The organism is Nonomuraea bangladeshensis (assembly GCF_039529455.1).
Taxonomy (GTDB): domain Bacteria; phylum Actinomycetota; class Actinomycetes; order Streptosporangiales; family Streptosporangiaceae; genus Nonomuraea; species Nonomuraea bangladeshensis.
Map to the genome: position 1 here is coordinate 542,711 of NZ_BAAAMV010000009.1, position 21,422 is coordinate 564,132.

At 72.2% G+C, this 21,422-nt stretch carries 20 protein-coding genes, 1 tRNA gene and 1 pseudogene; 12 read left to right on the top strand and 10 right to left on the bottom strand.

What is annotated here, in order from left to right:
- The first annotated feature begins 97 nt into the window (after positions 1-97).
- From ABD292_RS31915 to ABD292_RS31940, 6 genes are all read left to right on the top strand, one after another.
- Entirely contained in the window at positions 98-1,906 is a 1,809-nt protein-coding gene (locus ABD292_RS31915; protein ID WP_344213840.1) for an MDR family MFS transporter, read from the top strand.
- Entirely contained in the window at positions 1,903-2,331 is a 429-nt protein-coding gene (locus tag ABD292_RS31920; RefSeq protein WP_344213842.1) for an SPW repeat protein, read from the top strand. The genes ABD292_RS31915 and ABD292_RS31920 overlap by 4 nt, the downstream gene beginning before the upstream one ends.
- Complete coding sequence (locus ABD292_RS31925; RefSeq protein WP_329588187.1) at positions 2,328-2,564, top strand: hypothetical protein; 237 nt, start codon at positions 2,328-2,330, stop codon at positions 2,562-2,564. Before ABD292_RS31920 ends, ABD292_RS31925 begins: the two co-directional genes overlap by 4 nt.
- Before the next feature lie 12 nt (positions 2,565-2,576).
- Positions 2,577-3,053, top strand: a complete 477-nt coding sequence (locus ABD292_RS31930) for a universal stress protein (protein ID WP_344213845.1) — start codon at positions 2,577-2,579, stop codon at positions 3,051-3,053.
- A 215-nt stretch (positions 3,054-3,268) separates the two neighbouring features.
- Entirely contained in the window at positions 3,269-3,817 is a 549-nt protein-coding gene (locus tag ABD292_RS31935; protein ID WP_344213847.1) for a M15 family metallopeptidase, read from the top strand.
- A gap of 12 nt (positions 3,818-3,829) precedes the next feature.
- On the top strand, positions 3,830-4,714 hold the full coding sequence (locus ABD292_RS31940) for an NUDIX hydrolase (RefSeq protein WP_344213849.1): 885 nt from the start codon (positions 3,830-3,832) through the stop codon (positions 4,712-4,714).
- On the opposite strand, the gene ABD292_RS31945 is transcribed toward ABD292_RS31940, so the two are convergent.
- Positions 4,664-4,999: an STAS domain-containing protein gene (locus tag ABD292_RS31945; protein WP_344213851.1), complete on the bottom strand. Its 336-nt coding sequence runs from the start codon at positions 4,997-4,999 to the stop codon at positions 4,664-4,666. The two genes, ABD292_RS31940 and ABD292_RS31945, sit on opposite strands and share 51 nt — an antisense overlap.
- Positions 5,000-5,035: 36 nt before the next feature.
- Between ABD292_RS31945 and ABD292_RS31950 the strand changes: the two genes are divergently transcribed.
- Positions 5,036-5,122: transfer RNA gene (locus tag ABD292_RS31950), tRNA-Ser, on the top strand.
- 1 nt (position 5,123) lies between these two features.
- Here ABD292_RS31950 and ABD292_RS31955 read toward each other — a convergent pair.
- Positions 5,124-7,424: a MinD/ParA family ATP-binding protein gene (locus tag ABD292_RS31955; protein ID WP_344213853.1), complete on the bottom strand. Its 2,301-nt coding sequence runs from the start codon at positions 7,422-7,424 to the stop codon at positions 5,124-5,126.
- 114 nt (positions 7,425-7,538) lie between these two features.
- Here ABD292_RS31955 and ABD292_RS31960 point away from each other — a divergent pair, with 114 nt between their 5' ends.
- Positions 7,539-8,495, top strand: coding sequence for an NAD(P)H-quinone oxidoreductase (locus tag ABD292_RS31960; protein WP_344213855.1), 957 nt, complete (start codon positions 7,539-7,541; stop codon positions 8,493-8,495).
- Positions 8,496-8,500: 5 nt separating this feature from the next.
- On the top strand, positions 8,501-9,022 hold the full coding sequence (locus ABD292_RS31965; RefSeq protein ID WP_344213857.1) for a bacterial proteasome activator family protein: 522 nt from the start codon (positions 8,501-8,503) through the stop codon (positions 9,020-9,022).
- A 25-nt stretch (positions 9,023-9,047) separates the two neighbouring features.
- Here the strand turns inward: ABD292_RS31965 and ABD292_RS31970 are convergent, their stop codons facing one another.
- Entirely contained in the window at positions 9,048-9,830 is a 783-nt protein-coding gene (locus ABD292_RS31970) for an HAD family hydrolase (RefSeq protein ID WP_344213859.1), read from the bottom strand.
- Positions 9,831-10,052: 222 nt separating this feature from the next.
- On the opposite strand from ABD292_RS31970, the gene ABD292_RS31975 reads away from it, so the two are divergent.
- Positions 10,053-10,256 carry a cold-shock protein gene (locus tag ABD292_RS31975; protein ID WP_091081014.1) on the top strand — a complete coding sequence of 68 codons (204 nt, stop codon included), beginning with the start codon at positions 10,053-10,055 and terminating at the stop codon, positions 10,254-10,256.
- Between the two features lie 166 nt (positions 10,257-10,422).
- Positions 10,423-11,742: a hypothetical protein gene (locus ABD292_RS31980; protein ID WP_344213862.1), complete on the top strand. Its 1,320-nt coding sequence runs from the start codon at positions 10,423-10,425 to the stop codon at positions 11,740-11,742.
- A gap of 18 nt (positions 11,743-11,760) precedes the next feature.
- Here the strand turns inward: ABD292_RS31980 and serS are convergent, their stop codons facing one another.
- The 4 genes from serS to ABD292_RS32000 form a co-directional block, all read right to left on the bottom strand.
- Positions 11,761-13,026: a serine--tRNA ligase gene (gene serS / locus ABD292_RS31985; RefSeq protein ID WP_344213864.1), complete on the bottom strand. Its 1,266-nt coding sequence runs from the start codon at positions 13,024-13,026 to the stop codon at positions 11,761-11,763.
- Positions 13,027-13,090: 64 nt separating this feature from the next.
- A complete protein-coding gene (pheA, locus tag ABD292_RS31990) occupies positions 13,091-14,014 on the bottom strand; it encodes a prephenate dehydratase (RefSeq protein ID WP_344213866.1) in 924 nt (307 codons plus the stop codon).
- An 81-nt stretch (positions 14,015-14,095) separates the two neighbouring features.
- Positions 14,096-14,515, bottom strand: coding sequence for a DUF4446 family protein (locus tag ABD292_RS31995; RefSeq protein ID WP_344213868.1), 420 nt, complete (start codon positions 14,513-14,515; stop codon positions 14,096-14,098).
- 22 nt (positions 14,516-14,537) lie between these two features.
- A complete protein-coding gene (locus tag ABD292_RS32000) occupies positions 14,538-15,743 on the bottom strand; it encodes a glycosyltransferase 87 family protein (RefSeq protein WP_344213871.1) in 1,206 nt (401 codons plus the stop codon).
- Positions 15,744-15,802: 59 nt separating this feature from the next.
- On the opposite strand from ABD292_RS32000, the gene ABD292_RS49045 reads away from it, so the two are divergent.
- Positions 15,803-18,463 carry a serine/threonine-protein kinase gene (locus ABD292_RS49045; protein WP_425565203.1) on the top strand — a complete coding sequence of 887 codons (2,661 nt, stop codon included), beginning with the start codon at positions 15,803-15,805 and terminating at the stop codon, positions 18,461-18,463.
- Between the two features lie 268 nt (positions 18,464-18,731).
- On the opposite strand, the pseudogene mptB reads toward ABD292_RS49045, so the two are convergent.
- From mptB to ABD292_RS32015, 3 genes and pseudogenes are all read right to left on the bottom strand, one after another.
- Positions 18,732-20,039 (bottom strand): annotated as a pseudogene (gene mptB, locus ABD292_RS32005) (polyprenol phosphomannose-dependent alpha 1,6 mannosyltransferase MptB); the annotation flags it as partial.
- A gap of 177 nt (positions 20,040-20,216) precedes the next feature.
- Positions 20,217-20,978: a glycosyltransferase family 2 protein gene (locus tag ABD292_RS32010; protein WP_371248807.1), complete on the bottom strand. Its 762-nt coding sequence runs from the start codon at positions 20,976-20,978 to the stop codon at positions 20,217-20,219.
- On the bottom strand, positions 20,975-21,322 hold the full coding sequence (locus ABD292_RS32015; RefSeq protein WP_091081001.1) for an STAS domain-containing protein: 348 nt from the start codon (positions 21,320-21,322) through the stop codon (positions 20,975-20,977). Before ABD292_RS32015 ends, ABD292_RS32010 begins: the two co-directional genes overlap by 4 nt.
- Between the last annotated feature and the right edge of the window lie 100 nt (positions 21,323-21,422).

Consider the following 21,422-nt stretch of genomic DNA (forward strand, 5'->3'; position numbering starts at 1 on the left):
ACTCACGTGAGGGTGTGCTGACCCCCGCTTGCCGCGCGGCTAGTAAACATGCGTATACTCGCGTCGGGTAAAAACGGTATGAAGGGGATGTGGTGTCTTGGTAGCCCAAGCTCACGCCGCAGCTCCCCCCGCGAAGCGGACCTACACCCACCGCGAGATCCTCGAGGTCATGTCCGGGCTGATGCTCGCGATGCTCACGTCGATGATCTCGACCTCGGTGGTGGGCACGGCTCTGCCGACGATCGTGGGGGAGCTCGGCGGTCAGGACCAGTACTCATGGGTGGCCAGCGCCACCATGCTGACGATGACGGTCTCCACGCCGCTGTGGGGCAAGCTGTCCGACCTGTTCGGGCGCAAGCTGCTCTTCCAGACGGCGCTGGGACTGTTCGTGTCGGCGTCCTTGGTGGCAGGCCTCTCACAGGACATGGGACAGCTCATCGCCGCCCGTGCCGTGCAGGGCCTGGGTGTGGGTGGTTTGTCGGCGCTGTCCCAGGTGATCCTGGGGGACATCGTCTCGCCCCGCGAGCGTGGCCGGTACTCCGGCTACATGGGAGCGGTCTTCGGCATCTCGACGGTCGCCGGACCGCTGCTCGGCGGGTTCATCGTGGACGCCGACTGGCTCGGCTGGCGTTGGTGCTTCTACGTCGTGGTGCCGTTCGCGGCGGTGGCGTTCGTCGTCATCCAGAAGGTGCTGCGGCTGCCGCCGGTCAAGCGCAACACCTCCATCGACATCTGGGGCGCGACCACCATCACGGCCAGCGCGAGCGCGCTCATGCTGCTGCTCACGCTCGGCGGCAACGAGTTCGAGTGGAACTCGTTCTGGACGTACTTCCTGGCCGCGACGGCCCTGCTCATGCTGGCGCTGTCGGTGCTGTCCGAGCGGACGGCCAGGAACCCGATCCTGCCGCCTCGGCTGTTCCGTAACCCGACGTTCGTGCTGACCAGCCTCGCCTCGCTCTTCGTCGGCATGGCGATGTTCGGCGCGATGATCTACCTGCCCCAGTACCTGCAGATCGTCAAGGGCATGAGCCCGACGAACTCCGGTCTGATGACGCTGCCCATGGTCGTGGCGCTGTTCCTGTCCGGCGTCATCTCCGGCAAGATCGTCACCAACACCGGCAAGTGGAAGATCTTCCCCGTCGCCGGCCTTCTCATCGTGGCCGTCGGGCTGTTCATGCTGTCGCGGCTGCACGTCGACTCCAGCGAATGGCTCATCGGCTTCGACGTCGCCGTGCTCGGCGTCGGACTGGGCCTTTCCATGCAGATGCTCATCCTCGCCGCGCAGAACGGCTCCGAGCTGCGGGACATGGCCTCGACCACGTCCGGCGTGTCGTTCTTCCGCTCGCTGGGCGGCGCCGTCGGCGTGGCCGCGTTCGGCGCCATCCTGACGGGCCGGCTCAAGGACGAGATGGCCACGCTGATCGCGGAGGCCGGCATCAAGGTCCGCGGCGGCGGGGACATCAAGCTCGGCAGCCCGGACGCCATCCAGGCGCTGCCGGGTCCGGTCAAGAACATCGTGCTGGAGGCGTTCACCCGCGGCCTGGAGACCGTGTTCATCGTGGGCGTGCCCATCGCGCTGCTCGGCTTCCTCGCCACGCTCTTCCTCAAGGAGCTGCCGCTGCGCGGCTCCACCACGCCGCCCGCCGAGCCGCAGCCGCTCAGCAAGGACGACCTCGTCCTCGCCGGGCTGCTGCTGGAGCTCGTCGCCCAGCGGGTCGAGCGGTCCAACGGCGAGCCGTCCGCCCTGCTCACCGCGGTCGCCAGGATGGCGCCCGAGGACGCCAGGTCCGAACGCGAGCGCGCCAGATCGGTGGCGCAGACCGTGCTGCGCCCGACCTCGCGCGCGCTGCTCGCGCAGGCCACGCCGGCCCAGAAAGACCTCGTCACAGGAGGAATCCCCCAATGATTCGCAAGTTCGTGGGCGCCGTCGCCTCCACCCTGGCCGTGCTGGCCGGGCTGTGGCTGATGATCGCCCCCTGGGCCCTCGGCAGCCAGCCGGAGAACCGTGACTGGACCGACATCACCACCTCCGAGTTCTGGACCGGTCTCGGCGTGGCCGTCGTGGGGCTCGCCGGCGCGATCAGCTTCGCCCTCGCCATCTACGAGGAGCTGGTCGTGCGCGGCGCCGTGGTCGTGAAGCCGCGCCGGGTCGAGCCCGAGCCCGAGGTCGTGCCGGCCGCGCCGCCGCAGGCGTCCTCGGCCGAGCTGGCGGCCCTGCTCGCCCCGCTCGTCGAGGCCCTTCGCGAGGACATGAACCGGACCGACCGCGCCGGCGGCGAGCACCGGCAGAACGGCAGGACCACCCTGGTCGGAATGGAGGAGAACCGATGAAGGCGAAGCTGGGCGTAGGCGCCCTGGTCGTGCTGTTCCTGGGCGGCCTGTGGCTGGTCGCGGCCCCGTTCGCGGTCGGCTACCAGCCGAGGGGCGCCGAGTACGCCGACGCGACCGTCAACGACCTGTGGGTCGGCGGCGGCCTCATCGGCATCGCGTTCGTCGCCCTCGTCGTCTACGCCGCCGACGCGCTGCGCGAGCTGGCGCGCCGCGGCAAGCACGCCGAGAGCTGACGCGAGAGCGCCGTGTCCGGCGGTGACGTCGACCCCCGCTGGGAGCCGCTGGCAGGCCGGCTCCCCGACGGGGCGTTCGAGATCGGCAAGGACGGCGCGGGCCTGCTGGTGGTGGGGTTCGACGGGTCCGGGCCGAGTCGCAACGCGCTCGCGTACGCGGCCGGCCTGGCCCGCAGGGACAACGCCTCGCTGCTCGTCGTCTTCGTCGAGTCGCTGAACAGCGCGAGCCTGTGGTTCTTCGCCGGCTCGCCCATCATCCCCGACTCGGCGGCCGACCTCACGGAGGACCTCAAGGACGAGCTGAGGGGCAGCGGCGTGCCGTGGCGGTTCGTCAGCGTCCGGGGCGACGCGGCCCGCGAGCTGGAAGCACTGGCCGGCTCCTACATGGCCGACGCCATCGTGGTGGGCCGCTCGCGGCGCACCCTGTTCGGGTCGGTGGCGGGCGCGCTGGCGAAACGGGCTCGCCGTACTGTGCTGATAGTCTCCTGACCTGGCAAGACGTCGCATATGGTGGCTGGATGAAGCGTGCTGTCGCCATGGCGTTCGTGGCCCTCACGACCGTGTCGTGCGGCGCGACGCCGCCCGTCGCATCGTCCGCTCCCTCGCCGGAGCCGCCCGCGAGCTCGCCGTCGGCCCCGGCGTCGCCCACGGCCTCGCCCACGGCGACGCCTAGTTCCACCGCGCCGCCCGCTTTCGCGGCGAAGGTGACCGCCGTCGCGCGCGACCGCCTGCCCTACTCGTGGCGGCCCGGCTGTCCGGTCCACTACCGGGACCTGCGGCTGGTGACGCTGTCGTACTGGGGGTTCGACAACAAGCCGCACACCGGCGAGCTCGTGGTGCACAAGAGCGTCACCGACGACATCGTGACGGTCTTCAGGAAGCTGTACGGATGGCGCTGGCCCATCAGGCAGATGAAGCTCGTGGACGCCTTCAAGGCCGACGACTACGCCTCGATCGAGGCCGACAGCACCTCGGCCTTCAACTGCCGCCGGGCGACCGGGTCCAGCAACTGGTCGAACCACGCCTACGGCAAGGCGATCGACGTCAATCCCCGCGAAAACCCATATGTCACCGCAAGTGGCAGCACGGCGCACAAAAATGCCGAAAAGTTCACCGAGCGCCCGATGAAGGGCAAAGGTGTGATCAATCCCGGCGACAAGGTCGTGAAGGCGTTCGCGCAGGTCGGCTGGGAGTGGGGCGGCTACTGGTCCGGCACCAAGGACCTCCAGCACTTCTCCAAGGGCGGAGGCTGACACAATCACGCCATGGCGGCTAACGACGGCGACGGCTGGATCGAGTGCGCTCAGGGCCATCGGCACTGGGGGCTGCACGGGGCCTCGGGGCTCCTCCTCGTGCACCACGACCCCGCCGGCACGCCGTACGTCCTCATGCAGAAACGGGTCTGGTGGAGCCACCACGGCGGCACCTGGGGGCTGCCGGGCGGCGCCCGCGACAGCCACGAGGACGCCGTCGCCTCGGCGCTGCGCGAGGCCCGCGAGGAGGCCGCGCTCGGCGCCGACGAGCTGCGGGTGCAGGGCGTCTACCTCGACGACCACGGCGGGTGGGCGTTCGAGACGGTGATCGCCGAGACGGCCGAGCTGCTGGCCGCCGCCCCCGCCAACCAGGAGAGCACCGAGCTGCGCTGGGTCGCCCTGCCCGAGATCGCCGCGCGCGAGCTGCATCCGGGCTTCGCCGCCACCTGGGGCACCGTCCAGGGGATGCTCCAGCCGGAGACGGTCGTCCTCGACGTCGCCAACATCGTCGGCGCGCGGGCCGAGCACGGCTGGTGGCGCGACCGGGCTGGGGCCGCCGCGCGACTGCTGGAGGACGTCGCCGGGCAAGGGCTGCGGCATCCGGTGCTGGCGCAGTGGTTCCCGAAGGTGGTCGCGATCGTCGAAGGGGCGGCCAAGGACGTGCCCGGCCCGCCCGGCGTGCAGGTGGTGCCCGCCATGGGCAGCGGCGACGACACGATCGTCGAGGTCGTACGCCAGGCCAGGCCCTGGGAGCGGGTGCTCGTCGTCACCGCCGACCGAGGGCTGCGGCAGCGGGTGGGCGAGCTGGGCGCCGAGAGCGTGGGCCCGAAATGGCTGCTGTCGCAGCTAGGCCGGCACCACGCCGTCGAAGACGGCCTTGAGCCCGGTCACCTCTAACACCCGCTCCAGGACGCCGTGCACGCCCACCAGGGTCAGCGAGCCGGCGTGGGCCGCGACCCGGCGCTGATGCTCCACCAGCGCCCACAGGCCGCTCGAATCGCAGAAGTCGAGCAGGCTCGCGTCAACGACGACGTCCACCCTGCCCTCGGCGAAGAGCGCGGTCAGGCTCTCCTTCAACAACGGCGCGGTGAGCTTGTCGAGCTCGCCGATCACGTGGACGCGCGCGTGGGGGCCGCCGCGCTCCACCTCGACGTCGAGATCCGCCACCTCCTGAACGTACACCGGCCTCATCACAGCCGCTATCGTGGTTTCCGCACAGGAGGGTTCGCATAGTGGACGAGTGCAGCCGCCTTGAAAGCGGCCAGGTCAGCGATGGCCTCGTGGGTTCGAATCCCACACCCTCCGCTCACTCCCTCAGGGCGGCGAATCCGTCGCCCACGTGCGCGGCGAGCTTGAGGTAAGCCTCGCGCGTGCTGTCCTGGAGCCGGTCGAGGTCGATCTCCGCGCCCTCCTCCAGATGCGGGTCGTACGGCACCTGCACCACGGCCCGGCATCGGGCCGCGAAGTGGGCCTCCAGCTTCTGGATGTCCACCGCCGACTTCGACCGCGGCCTGACACTGCACAGCACCACCGTCGCGTTCTTCACCAGATCGCCGTAGTGGTGGGCCTCCAGCCAGTCGAGCGTGGCCGAGGCCGCCCGCGCGCCGTCCACCGACGGGGAGCTGACCAGCACGATCTGGTCGGCCAGCCCGAGCACGCCGCCCATCGCCGAGTGGAGCAGGCCGGTGCCGCAGTCGGTGATGCAGATCGAGTAGAAGTTCTCCAGCACCTGCGAGACGGCCTGGTAGTCGGCCCCGCTGAACGCCTCCGACACCGACGGGTCGCGGTCGGAGGCCAGCACCTCCAGCCGGGACGGCGCCTGCGAGGTGAACGCCCTGATGTCGACGTAGCGCTTGACCTGGTCGCGCTCGTTGAGCAGGTCGCGCACGGTGGCCGAGGTCTCCAGCACCAGCTTGTCGGACAGCGTGCCCCGGTCGGGGTTGGCGTCGACGGCGATGACGCGGTCGCCGCGCACCTGGGCCAGCGTGGCGCCGAGGCCGACGGTGGTCGTGGTCTTGCCCACGCCGCCCTTCAGGCTCAGCACGGCCACCCGGTGGTGGCCGGTGGTGACCGGGGTGCGGGCGCGGTTCATCAGCTCGCGGCGGCGGCGGACCTCCGGCGGCTCGCCCGGCTTGATCCAGCCGCCGGACGCCTTGTAGACCAGGCGCCGCCAGCCCTTGGACGGGGCGTTGCGCCGGCCGCGGAGCAGGGTCTCGGGGTCGAGGCTGTCGGCGGTCGGGCGGCCGGTCACCGGCGGGCGGGGCGGCGAGGTGAACACGGGGACGGGGGCCGGGCGGCGGCGGACGACGGGCGGGATGTCGCGTTCGGCCGGCCGCCACTCCTGCTGCTCGGTCCACTGGGGGCGGTCCTGCCGCTGGAGCGGGGCGCTCCCAGGCGGCTCGGCCCCGCTGGGCTCGCTCGCCGCGCGCTCGCCGCCGGGCGGCTCCGCGCTGGAGGGCTCTGAGCGGGACGGCTCGGGTCCGAACGCGCCGGGCTTGAGCGGGTCGGGGCGAGCCGACTCGGGACGGGCCGACTCGGGGCGAGCCGACTCGGGACGGGCCGGCTCGGGACGGGCCGGCTCGGGACGGGCCGGCTCGGGACGGGCCGGCTCGGGGAGGGGCAGCTCCTGCTCGTAGGTCGCGGGCTCGTGGGGCCGCTCCGTGCGATGCTCGGCGGCCTCGGGCGTGTCCGCCTGCGAGGTGGGCTTGTCCTTGGGGAGGCCGGCGACGGGATCCGCGGGCCGGTCGCCGGGGGACGGCGAGACCGCGGCCTCGCCGGGGGACCCCGCCGGCGAGCCGGGGCGGGAGTCTCCACGGGACTCGGAACGTGAGCCGGCGCGGGAGTCGCCGTGGAAGTCGATGCGGGAGTCGATGCGGGAGCCGGCGCCGGCATCGGCGCCACTGAGCTCGGCGCCGAACGCGGCGTGAGGCTCCGGCTGAGGCCCTGAGTCGGGTTCGCCCCACTTCGGGGGCTCGTTCCTGGGCTGGGTGGCGGCCCAGGGCTCCGGCTGCTCCTCCTGCGCGGGCTCCTCGGCCCGCGCGGGCTCCTCGAACGCCCCCCGCCGCCATCCGCCCGGCTCCGACGGCCGCGACCAGTCGGCCGGCGGCCAGGTCTCGTTTGCCCGCCGGTCCTCGGGCTCGTCCTGGCGTCCTTCCTCGGGCCTGTCCGCCGCGGGCGGCTGGGCCGGCTCGGCGGACGGCGTGAACGTCAGCCCGTACGCCTCGGTGTCCTCGGACCGCGGCAGCGGCTTGAGCGGCGCGTGGAACGGGTCGTCCACGGCGGGCGCGGGCGGCTGGTCCCGGTTGATCTCGCGCAGGGCCTCGCGGGTGATGTCCGTGGTGGCCGCGTCCCCGAGCCATCCGGCATCGGCGTCCGCGGCGGGCTCGGCGGCCGCGACGGAGTCGGCGGCCGCGCGGAACAGCGTCGGCGCCGGGGTGTCGGGCTGCGCGGGGACCAGCGACCACGGGTCCTTGGGGTACGGCGAGACCGGCTCGTCGGCAGCCGCGGCCGAGGCGCCGACGGTGACCGGGGTCTCGTCGCTCTCCTTGATCGCGTCAAGCCAGGCCAGCTGTTCCTCGAGAGATTCCTCTCGATCGTGTCTTGCCACCGTGTTCCCCCTCGGGTGGGTCTAAAGGGGCAGCAAATACCTTGCAGGTTAACGCGCTGGCAACCGGTCCAGCCCACCAACCCACAACTTCTTTGCCCGGCTACCGTGGATCGCATGCGAGCCATTGAGATCACCCGGCCCGGCGGGCCGGAGGTGCTGGAGTGGCGCGAGGTGCCCGACCCCGAGGTCGGGCGGGGGGACGTGCTCATCGACGTCACCGCCTCGGCGCTCAATCGTGCCGACGTCCTGCAGCGGGGCGGCCACTACGACCCGCCGCCGGGGGCGCCGCCGTACCCGGGGCTGGAGGTCTCGGGCGTGGTCGCCGAGGTCGGCGCGGACGTCGAGCAGTTCAAGCCAGGCGACGAGGTGTGCGCGCTGCTCGGCGGCGGCGGTTACGCCGAGCGCGTAGCGGTGCCGTGGCAGCAGGTCATGCCGGCGCCCGAGGGCGTCCCGCTCAAGGAGGCCGCCGGGCTGCCGGAGGTCGCCTGCACGGTCTGGTCCAACGTCTTCATGCTGGCCCGGCTGCGCAGGGGCGAGACGCTGCTGGTGCACGGCGGGGCCAGCGGCATCGGCACGTTCGCCGTCCAGCTCGCCAAGGCGCTCGGCTCCCACGTGGTCGCCACCGTCGGCAGCGCGGAGAAGGCCGAGAGGGTGCGCAAGCTCGGCGCGGACGAGGTCGTCAACTACCGCGAGGAGGACTTCGCCGAGAGGGTCGAGGCCGACGTCGTCCTCGACATCATGGGGGCGAAATACCTCGCGGGGAACCTCAAGGTCCTGCGCACCGGGGGCCGGCTGGTGATCATCGCGCTCCAGGGCGGCAGCAAGGCCGAGATCAACCTCGGCGCCCTCATGGCCAAGCGCGCCTCCGTGCACGGCACCACGCTCCGCGCCCGGCCGGTGGACGAGAAGGGCGCGATCGTCCGCAGCGTCGTCGAGAACGTATGGCCGCTGGTCACGGGGGGTGCGGTGCGCCCGGTCGTGTACGCGGAAGTCCCCATGTCCGATGCTGCCGAAGCGCATCGTATGTTGGATTCCGGGGAGCACGTCGGCAAGATCCTGCTAGTACGGTGAGTGTTATGAACGCTGAGGACAACAACACCCCTCACATCGTGGTGGTGGGCCCCGACTTCCAGGGAGGTCAGGGCGATAGCAGCGAAGAGGACCGTTCGGTCACCCAGCTGGTCGAGCAGCCGGCGAAGGTGATGCGCATCGGCAGCATGATCCGCCAGCTTCTGGAGGAGGTGCGCGCGGCTCCTCTCGACGAGGCCAGCCGCAAGCGGCTGAAGGACATCCACGCCTCCTCGATCAAGGAGCTGGAGGACGGCCTGGCGCCGGAGCTGGTGGAGGAGCTTGAGCGGTTGTCGCTGCCGTTCACGGACGACACCGGCGCCCCGCCGAGCGAGGCCGAGCTGCGCATCGCGCACGCCCAGCTGGTCGGCTGGCTCGAAGGGCTGTTCCACGGCATCCAGACCACGCTGTTCGCGCAGCAGATGGCGGCCCGTGCGCAGCTTGAGCAGATGCGCAGGGCGCTGCCCGGCGTGCCGCAGTCGATGGACGAGTCCGGGCGTCCCCACGGGGGTTCCGGCCCCTACCTGTAGCCGTTTCCGGGCCCCCGCCCGAGGGTCAGAACAGCTTCTCCAGGACCTGCGCGACGCCGTCCTCGTCGTTGGCCGCGGTCACGTGATCGACCGCCGCCAGCACGTCGGGATGCGCGTTCGCGACGGCGTACGACGTGCCTGCCCAGCCCAGCATGGGCAGGTCGTTCGGCATGTCGCCGAACGCCACGACCTCGCCCGCCTCGATGCCGTGCTCCTGGGCGAACGCCGCCAGCGCCGTGGCCTTGGTCACACCCTGGGCGCTCATCTCGATGAGCCCCCGCCGGCTGGAGTGGGTGGCCGTCACCAGGTGGCCGACCAGGTCGTGCACCACGGCGTGCAGCTCGTCCGCGTCCATGTGCGGGTGCAGGGCCAGCAGCTTGGCGCAGGGGCGGGCGGTCATGGACGCGGCCTGCGCCTCGACCGCCCGTCGGTCCAGGAAATCGGACTCATGCGCAAAACCGGCTTCATACTCGACCGAAAATACGAGATCGGACACGTTCGCTCTTAGCTGAGCGACGACTTCCTCAAGGACCTCCGCCTCGATGAGGTGGGATTCCACTATCCGCTCGGTATGCAAGTCGTAGATCAGGGCCCCATTCGCACAGATCGCGAGCCCATGGTGACGTACCGCACCCGCCACACCCCCCATCCACCGGGGCGGCCGGCCGGTCACGAACACGAGCATGGCACCGGAGTCCTCGACGCGGGCGAAGGCCGCGACGGTCCGGGGAGACACGGTTCCGTCCCGGCGAAGGGCGGTTCCGTCCAGGTCGGTGGCCACAAGGCGGGGTGTCGGGTCGCTGTGCATAACAGGTTCCAGTTTGCCCGGTGAGGCCGTCTGACAGAAATCTTCGATCGGACGGAACACCGACGCGCCAGAATGGTGTTAGATGTGATGGCGTTGTATTAGCTGATCCCGTAGTGAAAACCAGCATGACATTGTCTGAGCCACCCCGGGTGCTTGCTGTACGACACACCGGGACCCACGAGGTGTGGGTCCCATAGATTCACATCCTGAGGGAGAGCTTTTATGGCTCAGGGAACCGTCAAGTGGTTCAACGCTGAGAAGGGCTTCGGCTTCATCGCCCCGGACGGCGGTGCGCCGGACGTGTTCGTGCACTTCTCCGAGATCGTCGGCAGTGGCTACCGAAGCCTCGAAGACGGCCAGCGGGTCGAGTTCGAGATCACGCAGGGCCAGAAGGGGCCGCAGGCCTCCCAGGTCCGCGCCATCTGACCTGTTAGTTAGCAAGTAGAAGCCGGGGTTCGCGTCCAGCGGACCCCGGCTTTCGCATGTGTCGGGTTGGTCACGGGTGGGCCGTCCGCTGAACGCGCGGGCCCCGGCGGGCGTCGATCTCTACATGAGGTACGCGTGGTTGTGTCATCCCGTGACCGTTGCCGGGGTGATCGTGCTCCTGGTCAACGACCACCTGCTCAAGCAGGCCTGGCCCGGGTTCGTGACGGGCAAGCTCAGCGACGTGGCCGGCCTGCTCGTGGCGCCCCCGCTGCTGGCACTCCTCTTCCTGCGCCGGGCCGACCTGGCCGCCACGCTGGCCACGGGAGTGCTCTTCGCGCTCGTGAAAACGACGGAGACGGGCGCTGAGGCCGCTTCCCATGTCTGGACCCTCGTGGCCGGGCCTTCGCGCGTCCTCGCCGATCCCACGGACCTCCTGGCCCTGCCGACGCTCGCGCTCGCCTGGTGGGTACGCCGCCGCAGCCTCGCCGCCCCCTCCTCGCCCCGCCTGCGCGTCCTGCTGACCGCGCCCCTGGCCCTGCTCGCGGTCGCCGCCAGCGGCGCGGCCCCCCAGGCCACGTCCGAGGCCGTCTCCGTCGAGGTACGCGGCGGGCGCATCATCGTCCACACCGACGACTCGGCCGCGTGGACCTCGGAGAACAGGGGCGACAGCTGGGTCTACGAGAGCGCGTCCGACCGGCCGCCCAAGCGGCCGACGACGGCCATGTGCGTGCCCTACAAGGCCACCCGCTGCTACCGCGTCACCCCCGGCCGGCTGGGGGTCGAGCAGTCCGACGACGGCGGCGACACCTGGCGCCCGTCATGGTCGCCGTCCCGCGACGACCGCGACCGCCTCGCCCGGCAGTACGACGACGACGACCTCCCGCGCTCCGGCGGCCTCGCCGTGCAGGGCTGGCGCGGCGGGCACGTGGTGGTGGTCGCCAACGGCAGCGAGGGCATCCTGCTCCGCGACGAGACCGGCTCCTGGCGGCGGCTCGGCCACCCCGGCGAGCCGGAGCGGGCCCCGGACCTCTTCCTCGAGGGGGTCACCGCGGCCTTCCTGGCCGGCTGCGTGCTCTTCGGGGCCGCCGGAGCCGGGCTGCGCCGCTATCACCGCGCTTATCTGGCCGTGACGACGACAGCCTGCCTGAGCTTCCTGGGCTTCGCGTTCTCCACGACCGCGTCCGCCCCGGACGGGTACATGGAGCTGCTCGCCGTCCTCGCGCTCGGCACGGTCCCGGCGGCCTTCATCGTGGGCACCGTTCTGCTGATCGCGGGGCGGGCGCGCCCGGCGCCCATAGCCGTGGGCATCCTCAGCGCGCCGTTCGTCTACCTGGCCGCCTACCTGCCCTTCGAGGGCTGGGCCGACGGGACCTTCCGGTCGTACTGGGCCGCGGTCGCCGTGGCCGCGCTGCTGACCGCGCTGGTGCTGGCCGTGGACCTGCTGCTGATCAGGAAGGACGCCGCGAGGGCGCCCGCGGACCTGTGAGCCCGCGGGCGCCGGACGCTACGGCTTGGCCGGCGTGAGGACGTCGAGCCCCACGTACGGGCGCAGCGCCTGGGGCACCACCACCGAGCCGTCGGCCTGCTGGTGGTTCTCCAGGATCGCCACGATCCACCGGGTGGTGGCGAGCGTGCCGTTGAGCGTGGCCAGATGGCGCGGCTTGCCGTCCTTGTCGCGGAAGCGGGCGGCGAGCCTGCGCGCCTGGAACTCCGTGCAGTTGGAGGTCGAGGTCAGCTCGCGGTAGCGGCCCTGGCTCGGGATCCACGCCTCGCAGTCGAACTTGCGCGCCGCCGACATGCCGAGGTCGCCCGCCGCCGTGTCGATCACGCGGTAGGGCACCTCGATCTTGGCCAGCATCTCCTTCTCCCAGGCGAGCAGGCGCAGGTGCTCCTCGTGGGCCTCCTCCGGCCGCACGTACGAGAACATCTCCACCTTGTCGAACTGGTGGACGCGGATGATGCCGCGGGTGTCTTTGCCGTAGGAGCCGGCCTCGCGACGGAAGCACGACGACCAGCCCGCGTAGCGCAGCGGCAGCGCGTCCGCGTCGACGATCTCCTGGGCGTGGTAGCCGGCCAGCGAGACCTCCGACGTGCCGACGAGGTAGAGGTCGTCCTCGGGCAGGCGGTAGATCTCCTTGTCGTGCGCGACGTGGAAGCCGGTGCCCTGCATGGTCTCCGGCTTGACGAGCACCGGCGTGATCATGGGCGTGAAGCCGGCCTCGATCGCCTGCTGCATCGCCATGTTGAGCAACCCGAGCTGCAGCCGCGCGCCGAGGCCCTTGAGGAAGAAGAACCGCGAGCCGGACACCTTGGCGCCCCGCTCCATGTCGATGGCGTCGAGCCTCTCGCCCAGCTCCAGGTGGTCCTTCGGCTCGAAGTCGAACTCGCGCGGCCGCCCCACCGTCTCCAGGACCACGTAGTCGTCCTCGCCGCCGGCGGGCGCGCCCTCCTCGACGATGTTGGGCACCGCCTGCACCAGGTCGTCGAGCTCGGCGCCGAGCTTCTCCGCCTCCGACTCGGCCGCCTTGACCTGGCTCGCGAGGTCCTTGGCGCGCTGCAGCAGCGCGGCCTTCTCCTCGCCCTGCGCCTTGGAGACCGACTTGCCCATGCTCTTCTGCTCGGCGCGCAGGGACTCGAACGAGGTCAGCGCGGCGCGGCGGCGCTCGTCCAGGTCGAGCAGCGTGTCGACGACGGAGTCGTCCTCGCCGCGGGCACGCTGCGAAGCCCGTAGCCGGTCGGGATCCTCACGAAGGGTACGCAGGTCAATCACAAGGAAAGGCTACCGGCGCCGGACGCCGCCCCGCCCCCGGATTACCGCCTGCCGGGGATCTCCGTCAGACCTGGCCGGCGCGGATGCGGGCCAGCCACTCGCCCGCCTCACCGAACTCCTCGTCCGAGGTGCCCCGCTTGATCTGCGGCGCCATGCCGTCGGCCCGCGGATAGCTGCCGAGGAAGCGCACCTCGCCGCAGATGCGGTGCAGCCCGGCGATGGCCTCGCCGACCCGCGCGTCGCCGATGTGCCCCTCGAAGTCGAAGTGGAAGAAGTAGCGCCCGATGCCGTCGCCCGTGGGCCGCGACTCGATGCGCGTGAGGTTGACGCCGCGCACCGAGAACTCGGTCAGCATCTCCAGCAGCGCGCCCGGGTGGTCGTCGGCCAGGAAGACCACCAGCGTCGTACGGTCGGAGCCGGTCGGCGCGGGCAGCGGCCCGCCGGGGCGGTTGACCTTGACGAACCTGGTCACCGTGTCGGACCGGTCGCCGATGCCGCCGGCGAGCTCGGTCAGCCCGTAGTACTCGCCCGCGATGCGGGGGGCGATCGCGGCGTCGTACGGGGACCCGGGCAGCGAGACCTCCTGCGCCGCGGCGGCCGTCGAGGGCGCGGCCACCACGACCGCGTCCGGCAGCTCGCGCGCGATGTAGCCCCGGCACTGCGTGATCGCCGCCGGGTGCGTGTAGAGGCGCTTGATGTGCGGGATCTCGGTGCCGGGCCTGGCCAGCAGCGAGAACCGCACCGGCAGCAGCAGCTCGGCCGTGATCAGCAGCGGCTCGCCCCAGGCGAACTCGTCGAGGGTCGTGGTGATCGCGCCCTCGATGGAGTTCTCCAGCGGGACCACGGCTCCGTCGGCCTCCCCGGCGCGGGCCGCGTTGAGCGCCGCGCTCACGTTGGCGCAGGGCAGCCGCTCGGCCGTGGGGTCGAGGAGGCTCAGGGCCTCTTCGGTGAACGTACCCTCGGGCCCGAGGTAGGCGAGTCTGGGCATGCGTCCAGAGTAACCGCAGGTCGCCAGGCCCGCGCCCGTTTCGCCCCTGATCCGCCCTTGATCCGCCCTTGATCTGTCAGGTCAGAGCGGGCCCGCCGAGCGGCACGGCACCAGCGGTCCGAGCCCCAGCCGGGCGGCCCGCACCGCCTCCGCCTCTTCGGGCGACAGCGGCTGCTCGCCCTTGCCGCCCACCACGGGCCGCACGTACGTGCGCGTCTCGCTCTGCCCGTTGATCGAGGTCAGCACGATCCCGTCGCCCAGCCCGTTGATCATCGCCACCGAGAACGACAGCCGCCCGCGCATCTCCGACAGCGCGTCGTAGCGGCAGACCGCGACGTCCCTGATGGCCTTGAGATCGCCCATGCCCTCGCTGCTCTGCCTGGCCAGCATCCGCTGGCACTCCTCCACGGCGGCCCTGGCCTGCCGCAGCGACAGCCGGCCGATCAGCACGCCGCTGACCCCGGCGACGACGCCCACGATCACCCATGCGGTAACGAGCACGTGACCGAGGGTAACGGCTCAGTCAAGCAAGCTCGCGCCGTTTCGGCAACCACGACACCAGCAACCACACCAGGACCAGCGCCCCCAGCCCGAACCCGTTCTGGACGATCTTCCCCAGCACCAGGCTCACCCCCGGGATGCCGGCCGCGATCAGCGCCACCCCCCACCACGGGACCGGCACCACGTAGTACAGCCACACGCCGCCCGCCACCCGCAGCCGTACGCGGTCGCGCCCGTCGCCCACGATCGCCCCGAGCACCACGACGATCCAGGCCAGGTGGTGGATCCAGGCGACCGGCGAGAGCAGCACGGCCATCAGGCCGACCAGCGCCACGGCGGCGAGCGGGTCTCCCGCCCGGTGCGCGTCCCGCGCCCCCCTGAAGCCGAACCAGCCGACCACGGCGACCAGCACCAGCCAGATCGCCGACTCCACCGTCTCGTTCATGTAGAGGCGGATCAGCATGCCGCGCATCGACTGGTTCGTGGTGGCCGCGTTCGCGCCGAGCCGCTCGGGATCGAGCAGCGCCGAGAACCAGAAGTCGGCCGCGTCCTGCGGGATCACGGCGAACGGCAGCAGCGTGAGCACCGCCGTCACGAACGCCGCCATCCAGAACGTCCGCCACTGCCGGGTGACCAGGAGATAGATCAGGAACACGCCCGGCGTCAGCTTGACCGCCGTCGCCAGCCCGATCAGGAAGCCGCGCGGCCACCAGGGGCGCCTGGCCAGGCAGTCGGCGACGCAGAGTGAGACCAGCAGGATGTCCACCTGCCCGAAACGCACCTGGTCGCGGATCGGCATCAGGTACGCGCAGGCCACCATGAGCAGCCCGAACACCCACGGCGCGTACCGCCGGACCGCCTCCCCCTTCAGCACCTGCCGGAACGAGAACCAGACGGTCACGGCCAGCGTCACGTAGATCCCGGCCGTCCACACCCACTGGGCCGTCTCCCACGACATCACGGCCAGCACGACGGCCAGCATGGCCGCCACCGGCGGGTACGTGAACGGCAGCAACTGCGGCGCGGGCGTGTAGGCCGCGTACACCGGGCGCCCTTCGAGCAGCATCTGCCCGCCGGTCCGGTAGACGTCCAGGTCGACCAGGCGCTGGTCGTCCGGGTTCGTGAGCCACGTGTGCACGAGCGGCGCGACGGCCGCCGCGACGGCCAGCGCCACGATCGCCCACGTCCACCACTGCCGCCGGTTCACCCGCACCTCGCCTCTTGTCACGGTGTGGCACGTTACCGTGGCTGTTGTTGTACGAGGGGCAATCACTGGGGGTTCCATCCATGGCGTACGAGAGCGCATCCGGCCTGCCAGGAGGTCGGCCCGGCTCCCGCCCCCGCCTCGTGCACGGCCTCGCCGTCGTCCTCCTCGCCGCCCTCCTCGCCCTCCTGACCCTCACCCCGGCCGCCGCCCAGAGCCGGACGGGTGGCCGGGTGGCGCTGATCGGCGTGCCCGGTCTCCAGTGGAGCGACCTCGACGCGACCCGCACCCCCGCCCTCTGGGAACTCGTGGGCCAGGGCTCATCGGGCTCGCTCTCCACCCGGGCGGTGCCGCCGCCGGACCGCGGCATCACCTGTCCCGTCGCCGGCTGGCTGACCGTCTCCGCGGGCCAGCGCGCCGGCACCGACGGCAAGGGCTGCCCCGCCGCCCCTCAGCCGTCCGGGCGGGGCGACGGCGGCGCCACCGTGCCCGGCTGGCAGGCCATGACCGCTTACCAGTCCGACACCGGGTACGACGCCCGGATCGGCACGCTCGGTCAGCTGGTGACGGACGGCGGGGGCAAGGTCGCCGCCGTCGGGCCTGGCGCGGCCATCGCCGGCGCCAACAAGTCCGGAAATATCGCCAAATACGCCCCCACCCCCGACGCCCTGGGCGACCCGGCCCCGTACAACCTCATCGTCTTCGACGCCGCCCCCCTCGCCGACGCCTGGTCCCGCCAGCCCCTCGACGAGTACGGCGTCCCCGCCGGGATGCCCGCCGCCACCCGCCAGGCCGCCGTCGCCGAGGCCGACCGCCAGGTCGCCGCCCTGCGCGACCGGCTCCCGCCCGGCACCACGATCCTGGTCGCCGGCCTCTCCGACGTGACCCCGAACGCCCACCTCCACGTCGCAGTCGCCGCCGGCCCGTCCCCGGCCGGGGGGCCGTACCCGCGCGGCCACCTCACCGCCACCTCCACCCGCCAGGACGCCCTGGTCACCATCACCGACCTCACCGCGACCGTCATCCAGCTCCTGGGCCTGCCACAGCCGCGCGACGTAGTCGGCCGCCCCTGGCAGGCGGGCGCTCCCGCGTCCGGCAGCACGGCGGACACGGTCTCCGGCCTGGCCGACGCCGACCTCGCCAGCCAGGTGCTCAGGAACGTCCGCGGCCCGTTCTTCACCGTCCTGGTCACCCTCCAGCTCCTCTTCTACGCCTGCGCCGCCCTCGCCCTACGCCGCCGCCGCTCCACCACCCCAGCCGCACGCGACGCCGCGACCCCGCCTCAAGCCGGCATCACCGGCCTGCCCGGAGGCGCCGCGAGCTCGCCCGGAGGCGCCGCGAGCTCGCCCGGAGGCGCCGCGAGCTCGCCCGGAGCCGGCACCACCGGCCCGTCCGGAGGCGATACCGCCGCCTCACCCGGGAACGACGCCGCCATCTCCCCAGCCACGGCCGGGGGCGACGCCGACACACCGCCCGGGGGTGAGCCGGGACCCGGCGCCACGACGCCCGACGTCACCGGCACCGGCACCGGCACCGGCACCGACGACAGCCGCGGCGGCAGCAGCAGCGCCGACAACAGCATCGGCGGCGGCAGCAGCGCCGACAACAGCAGTGGCGGCGCCGACAACAGCAGCATCATCATCATCGGCGGGGATGCGAGCGCGTCCAAGCTGCTCCGCGCCGTCCAGATCGTCGCCGTGCTGAGCGGCGCGATCGCCGTCTCCACCTTCCTGGCGCAGCTCGTGCCCTGGTGGACCCTCCCCGTGCCGATGGTCTCGGTCGTCGTGACGATCCTGGGCATCGCCGCGCTCATCACCGCCGCCGCGTTCGCGGGCCCCTGGCGGGCGCACGTGCTGGGCCCGCTGACCGTCGTCGCGGCGCTGACGTCCCTGGCCCTGCTCATCGACGTCATGACCGGCTCGAAGCTCCAGGTCAACGCCGTCACCGGGTACGAGCCCGTCACCGGCGGCCGCTTCTACGGCTTCAGCAACATCGCCTTCGCCGTCTACGCCACCGGCACCATCCTGGGCCTGGCCGGGATCGCGCAGTGGCTGCTGAACAGAGGCGTCTCCAGGCTCGTCGTGGTCGGGGCCTGCGCGCTCTACGGGATGTTCGCGGTGTTCGCGGACGGGTGGCCGTCCTGGGGAGCGGACTTCGGCGGGGTGCCGGCGTTCGTGATCGGGCTGGCCGTCTTCCTGATCCTCCTTTCCGGCAGGCGGGTGTCGGTGCTCAGGCTGCTGCTGGTCGGCGTCGCGGGGGTGGTGGTCGTCGGGGTGTTGTCGGTGGTCGACTGGTTGCGTCCCGAGGCGCAGCGGACGCATCTGGGGACGTTCGTGCAGCAGGTCGTCGACGGCCAGGCGTGGACCGTCGTCGGCCGCAAGTTCAGCGCCATGATCGGCGTCACGGTCGGGAACTGGTCCTTGACCCTCCTCACGCTGGTCGCGCTCGCGTTCCTCTTCCTGGTGCTGGCCCGGCCCTCGCGGTACGGTGCCGCGGCGCTCGGACAGGTCTACGCCCTCGCCCCGACGCTCCGCGCCGGCCTGTTCGGCGCGTTGACGTGCGCGTTCGTCGGGTTCCTGATGAACGATTCGGGCATCGCCATCCCCGCCATGGCGCTCACGGTGGCGGTGCCGCTGACGCTGGCGGCGTGTGTGCGCGCCCTGCAGCTCGCCAGGCCCACACCGCCAGGGCGATCGTCAGGGCGAGCAGCACCCAGGCCGTCTGAGGCCGGACCACGCCGCTGAGCCACGCGAGGTCGGCGGGCTGCCCGTCGACGCGGGCGGGCAGGTAGGCGAGCGACAGGGCCAGCAGGTGCACGACGAGGAACGCGTCCACCGCGGACCCCGCCACGAGCGCCAGCATCCCGAAGGCCAGCCCGTGGTACCAGGGCAGCACGTACGGCGAGGCGAACACGTACGCCACCGCCAGCCCGGCCGCCACCACGGGCGCGCCGAGCCCGGCCACCCCGGCAGGCTCCGCGCCGGCGCCCCAGGCCCATCCGGTGCGGGCGGCCCAACGGAACAGCAGCCAGGCCAGCAGCGCGAGCAGCAGGAGCGAGCCGACCTGGATCTCGCCCCGGTAGGCCGTCCCCGTGCCGATCACCGACTGCAGCCACCCCTGAACCAGCTTCCAGATCGTGGCGTGCGAGATCGCCTTGCTGGTGCGCGTCACCGGCGCGATCGCGTCCGTGCCCGCCACGGCGTAGCCGGCGACCACCACCGCCAGGGCGCATCCCGCCATGACGGCCAGGCGGCCGGGGCGGCGGCGCAGCTCCCAGGCGGGGCCAAGGGCGACGAGACCCGCGTTGACCTTGATCGCCACCCCCAGGCCGAGCAGGACGCCCCCGCCCACCGGACGGCCCCTCGCGAGGAGTGCGGCGACCATGCAGGCCACGGCCAGGGTGTCCACGTGCATGCCGGCGACCAGGTGGTAGAGGAGGAGCGGGTTGGCCGCCCACAGCAGCGCGGCGCGGCGGCGGGCGGCCTCGTCATGCCTGGTGAAACGGTCGATGAGCAGGGCGGTCACGATGAAGGCGGCGGCGTTGACCAGCGCCAGAACGAAGATCGTCAGCCGGAGCGAGTCGCCGCCGACCCAGCTCGCGAACGCCTGGACCGCCGTGGCGACCGGCCCGTACACGCTGGGCTCCTCGCGCCACGGCCGCTCGACCGCGTCGGCGATCACGTCACCGGGGAGGTCGGCGGCCCCGTGCGTGTACGGGTTGATCCCCAGCGTGACCATGCGGCCGTACGCCGCGTAGTTGAGGTGGTCGCCGGAGCCCGAGGGTGGCAGGAAGGCGAGAATCGCGGCGGCGAGGCAGCCGAGCAGCATCAGCACCCGCCCGTCCGGCAGCCGGCCGCCCCCGAGGCTGGCGGCGCGCCAGGCGGCGGCCGCGCCGGGCGCGCCCCGGGCTCCGGCAGGGCCTACGGAGACGGGCAGCGCCACCTTGGCCCCCTCGGCCGCCGGAGCCGCCGACGCGCGCGCAACAGAGGCCCCAGAAGCGGGCGCCGATGCGGGCGTCGCAGGGCCCCCCGGGGCAGGCGTCGCAGGGCCCCCCGGGGCAGGCGTCGCAGGGCCCCCCGGGGCAGGCGTCGCAGGGCCCCCCGGAGCGGGCGTCGCGAGCGCGAGCAACGTGGTCAGCAGGCCGAGACCGCCGAGAATGATCGCCGCCGCACCGAGAGCGACCGTCAGATGCGGATCAGGGTGGACGTCCAGAGAGTACGACGGCTGCCAGGCGGGCCCGCCCAGCGCGGGGACCATGGGCGACGGGCCGAGCAGGCCGATGGCGGCAGTCAGCAGCACGGAGGCGCCGATCGCCCACATGCCCGCCCACGCGATCCGCCCGCGTGCGGTGTCGTGCCGCGTCTCCGTAGTCACCCGCGTATTCCAGCACACGAGCGGACGGCCTCGGCCCGGACGGCGGGCACCTGTGGATAACCGGCCGGGCACCCCCGCAGGTGCCCGGTGACCGTGGCGCGGGCTCGACCTGTCCGGAGGTGGTCAGCGGTTGGGGTGAAGTTTGTTCAGGTTTTGGACGACCACCGGGTCGCGGGTGGCCAGCGCCCGCGCCACGTCCCGGAGCTGGATCGCGCGATGGAGCTGCGCCCGCCAGTCCGTGCCCGTCGCCCGGTGGGCCATCTCGACCTCGACCTGCTCCACCCGGTATCCCTTGCGCACCAGGTCGATGGTCAGGGCTGTCTCCACGCCGAACCCGTGCGCCAGCGGCCGCGCGGCCTCGAAGGCGGCCCGGGTCAGGCAGCGCTGGCCGTTGAGCGGCTGGGCGAGCTCCAGGCCGGTCGCGCGGCGGATGCCCTCCCTGGACAGGCGGACGACTAACCCGTGGCCCCCGAGCTTCACCCTGGTGGCGAAGACGGCGATGGTCATGTCGGCCGCGCCCGCGCGTACGGGCTCGACGAGCGGCGCGGCCGCGGCGGCGGTGTCGCCGAGGTCGGCGTCCAGGAACAGCAGGTGGCGCGGTGCGGCGTCGTCCCCGTCCAGGAGGCGTACGGCCTCGGCCCCGCTCTCCATCGCGGCCGCCTTGCCCCGGTTGCGGCTGTGCCGCACCACGCGGGCGCCGGCGGCGCGCGCCGCCTTGCCGGTCAGGTCGTGCGAGCCGTCGTCCACGACCACCACGAGGGCCACGCCGGGCAGCGCCGAGGCGGCCTTGACCGTGGTCGCGATGCGTTCGGCCTCGTTCGCCGCCGGAATGACGACCGCGGTGTCACCGCTCACTGCTCGTGAACCCGGTGCGGCCGCCGTCATGATCCCTCGGATATGAGGAACTCCTGCGGAACCTCTTCGTGCACGGTGAACACCGAGTCGAGCCCGGTGACCTGCAGGATCTTGCGCACGGCGGGACGGGGCGAGGCCACCTCCAGCGTGCCCCCCTGCTCCTTCATCCTCTTGAGCGCCGAGAGCAGCACGTTCATGCCCGTGGAGTCGCAGAAATCCACGGCGGACATGTCGATGACCACCCGGCTCGGCCCTTCCTGCAGCAGCCGAGTGAACTCGGACTGCAGGTGAGGCGCCGTATAGAGGTCGATTTCCCCGGTGACCGCGACGAGCGCGAACCCGGCATGTGATCGAGTCGAGACCTTGAGCTCCACATGGGCAGGCTAGCGGCGCGGAGGCTTCCGGTCACGTTGTCACGCCGATAGGGCAAGCACAGGTTTTTGTCCTCCGTTTGGGCTCCACGGGCACGGAGAG